A 3,648-nucleotide genomic window follows, 5' to 3' on the forward strand; every position below is an offset into this window, starting at 1 on the left:
CCCCCTTCACATACTCCGCGAAGATCCCCACCGGCACGGTCCGCCCACCGCGCACGTCCCCCGCGAGAGACGTGTCGACGTCGAAGCCGAGGTTGAGCAGCGGCAGCAAGGTATTCCGGTCCGCCGGGGTCTCCTTCGACCGGAAGGTCCACTCGGCGTGCCCCTGCGTGGCGAGCTTCCACCGCGCCGGATCGAGCGTCGTATCGGTGACGACCTTGTACGTGCGCTCGGCGGAATCCGCGCCCCGCACATACACGCCCGGACCCTCCCGCCGGTCGACGCTGACTCCCTCCACGAAGACCTCACTGACCTGCGTCATCGTCTCTTCGCTCCACACATCGCCGAAGCCGGTGTGGTCGGGCCCCGAGTCGCCCCAGCCGGGCACGTGGAACTCCAGCGTGTCGCCGCGCCGCGTCTGGCCCCAGCCGATGCCGGTGCCGAGCCAGGGGTGCAGGACCGGCTTGAACCAGTTCAGGTCGGTCCGCTCACCCCCCTTGTAGGCGACGAGGCCACCGCGCTGCTCCAGGGCGCCGGGCCCGGTGGACACGGATTCGTGCCAGAGCAGGCCCGCGCCCGTGGAGACGTACTCCGTGCGCGTCGCCGGGTAGTCGACCTTCTCCTGGAAGCCGAGGCCGATCGGGAAGGTGTCGGTCATCGAGTAGCGGAACTCGTCGCCCCGAGCGGGCTTCACCGCGTGGAACTTGGTGTCCAGGACGGCGAGTTCACGCATTCCGGGCCGGTAGGTGAGGTCGTGCGGGACGGCTCCCTCGTGGCCCTGGGAGAGGTCGTAGACGTAAGGGGTGTTGACCGTGCCGGTGCTCTCGATCTTCTTGCCCGCCTCGGCCGCCGCGATGAGCCGGGCGCCGTCGGCGGCGTCGACGGTGGCGATCTGGAGCGGCCGGTCCGTGTTGTCGTCGGCGCCGAACCAGGCGTGGAGGCGGCCCGCCCGCTCATCCGTCACGAAGAGCGCGCTCGCCCCCGCGTCCTGCGCCGCCTGCCCCAGCCGCTCCGGGCTGACGGTATCCGTGTGGCGTACGACGACGGCCTTGCCGCGCACGTCCTTGCCCTCGTACGCGGCCGGGGTGCCGTCGCCCGCGTCCACCAGCGCCCACTTCCTCCGCCCCTCGGTGAGGGTCCCGCCGGGCTGGGCGACGGCCTCGCGCAGGCCCTTGACGTCCACGGGGGGCTTGCCGAGCCGCCAGACCGTGCGGTACTCGAAGCTGCCCTCGGTGACCTCGGAGGTCGGGGCGGCGAAGACGCTGTCGTACTTCACGGGCACCTGGACGGCTTCCTGAAGCTCGGCGCCGCCGCCCTTCCTGTCGTACTCCATCAGCAGCTGCCGGGTGGCGGTACGCCGCTGGACCTCGGCCCGAACCTCCCTCAACTCCCGCCCATCCAAGGTGACTTTCCGATCACGGTCGAGCCTGATCTGCGGTTCGGCGAGGAACCCGAGGCCGAGCGAGTCCTCGCCGTGGGCGCCGCGCACGTCGAGGAAGGACGTCACGGAGTACGTCCCCGGAGGCAGGCGCAGCTTCAGGGTGCCGGAGTCGCCGACGGCGGCAGGGACCGGATCGGCGCCCTCGGCGAGCTGCTGCACCACGAGGTCCGCCGGGGTCGCGGCGCCGTCACGGCCCTTGACGCGCACGGTGAGCGTGTACCGCTCCGCCTCCTTGACCAGGCCGAACGCGCTGTGCGCGACCTCCTCGCCGCCGATGCTCGCGACGATGGCCCCGCTGGTGTTGCCCACGGGTGCCTGCCTGCCGTCGCCGGTGACGGTGGTGGAAGCGGTCCCGTGGGCGGGGACGGTGAGGGTGGTGTCGCCGAGCCCGACGACTCCGGAGCCCCCGCCTCGTACGCGCAGACTCAACTCGACGTCGCTGGCGGATGAGTTGGCGTAGGTGACGAACTTACGGACCGGCTCATCACCCTCGTGCGGCCACTCATGGAAACCGAGATCGACGCTGCCGCTAGCGGTGATGTCCGCGTCGACGGCATCGGGCACGCTGACCCGCCCCGCCCCCAACTCATACGTACTGGCGTCGAGTTGCCGGGACGTGGACATCAGCGCGTTCTTGAGCCGGGCGCCGGTCCAGTCGGGGTGCTTCTCGGCTAGGAGGGCGGCCACGCCCGCGACGTGCGGGGTCGCCATCGACGTACCGCTCATCTCCGTGTAGAAGCCCTCGCCGCCGGTGAGTCCGGAGCGGGCCGCGAGGATGTCGACGCCCGGCGCCGACAGATCGGGCTTGAGCGCGTGGTCGCCGGCGCGCGGGCCCCGGCTGGTGAAGTACGCGGCCTCGTCCTGGGAGTCGACCGCGCCGACGGTCAGCGCGGAGTCGGCGGCGCCGGGCGAGCCGATGGAGGAGGGGGTGCCGGCGTTCCCGGCCGCGACGACGAAGAGGGCGCCCGTCTCCTTGGAGAGCGTTTTCAGGGCGGTGGCCATGGGGTCGGTGCCGTCGCTCGGCTCCTGCGAACCGAGGCTCATGGAGACGACCTCGGCGTCGGCCTCCTTGACGGCCCACTCCATGCCCGCGATGACCTCGGACTCGCTCCCGAAGCCGTCGTCGCCGAGCACCTTGCCGACGGCGAGGGAGGCGCCGGGCGCGACGCCCCTCTCCTTCCTCTCCTCGGAGGCGACGCCGCTGCCGCCGACGGTGGAGGCGACGTGGGTGCCGTGCCCGTTCCGGTCGGCGACCTCCTCGCCCGGGATGAAGCTCCTGCTCTCGGTGACGCGCCCCGTGAGGTCCGGATGGTCGCCGTCGACCCCGGTGTCGAGGACGGCGACCTTCACGCCCTTCCCGGTGAGCCCGGCCGCCCAGGCTCGGGGCGTGCCTATCTGCTCGTTGCTCCGGGCCATGTCGGCCCGGACGCGGCCATCGAGCCAGACCTTGTCGATGCCGGACGCCTCGTCTCGTATGGCGCGCCACAGGGCGCCGGGCTTCGCGGCGCTCACGGCGAGGCCGGAGACACTCGGCAACGACCGCACCTTCACGACCCCGCGCGGCAGGGACCGGCCCCGCTCATACGTGCCATCCGTGCCATACGTGACGATGAGTGGAAGCCGCGCCTCGGCGTGGTGGGCGGCCCCCTGCCGGATCAGCTCGGTGACATCGAAGAGCCGCGGATCGAGCACGCCGGAGCGCAGATACGACCGCGCCTCGTCCGGCACGACGCGGAGACGCCCGCCGACCATCTGACTCCGTACGGCACCACCGGCCCCCGGGGCCCGTTCGACGGTGACGGCCCGGCGACCGCCGGGGAGCCGGGCGACGGTGACCTGGTCACCGGTGATCAGGGTGACGGTATGGACGACGGGGGCGACGGCTGTGGGCCCTTCGTAGGGGGCGGTGACGCCGGGCGCGCCCGGAAGCAGGGCGAACACCAGGGTGCTTACACCAATGAGCGCGGCTCTTCGCCGCGCGGGGGCTCTCCTGTCCATGGGCAGCCTCTCTTCGTGCGCCGGGCGGGGCTTGATGCGCGAGCGCTGCGAAAGAGTGTCAGGCTCCTTGTGCGACAAGGGAGTTGCCATGAGCTGGCGGAAATCCGCCAGTGCAGAATTGGCACGCCGAGCGACGGGGCCCCGTAAGGGGCGCGGGGAACTGCGCGCCCAGCCACGACCCACCCGCAGGGAACCCACCCCTGACTCTGTTA

1 protein-coding gene is annotated in these 3,648 nt (G+C 71.8%); it reads right to left on the reverse strand.

Going from position 1 to position 3,648, the window contains the following annotated elements; all coding sequences use genetic code 11:
- The coding region (locus GKQ77_RS29700; protein ID WP_219692211.1) for a S8 family serine peptidase at nt 1-3,436 on the reverse strand (3,436 nt) is incomplete at its 3' end.
- Nucleotides 3,437-3,648 lie beyond the last annotated feature (212 nt).

The sequence above is a fragment of the Streptomyces anatolicus genome (genome assembly GCF_019400875.1).
GTDB classification, from domain to species: Bacteria; Actinomycetota; Actinomycetes; order Streptomycetales; family Streptomycetaceae; genus Streptomyces; species Streptomyces anatolicus.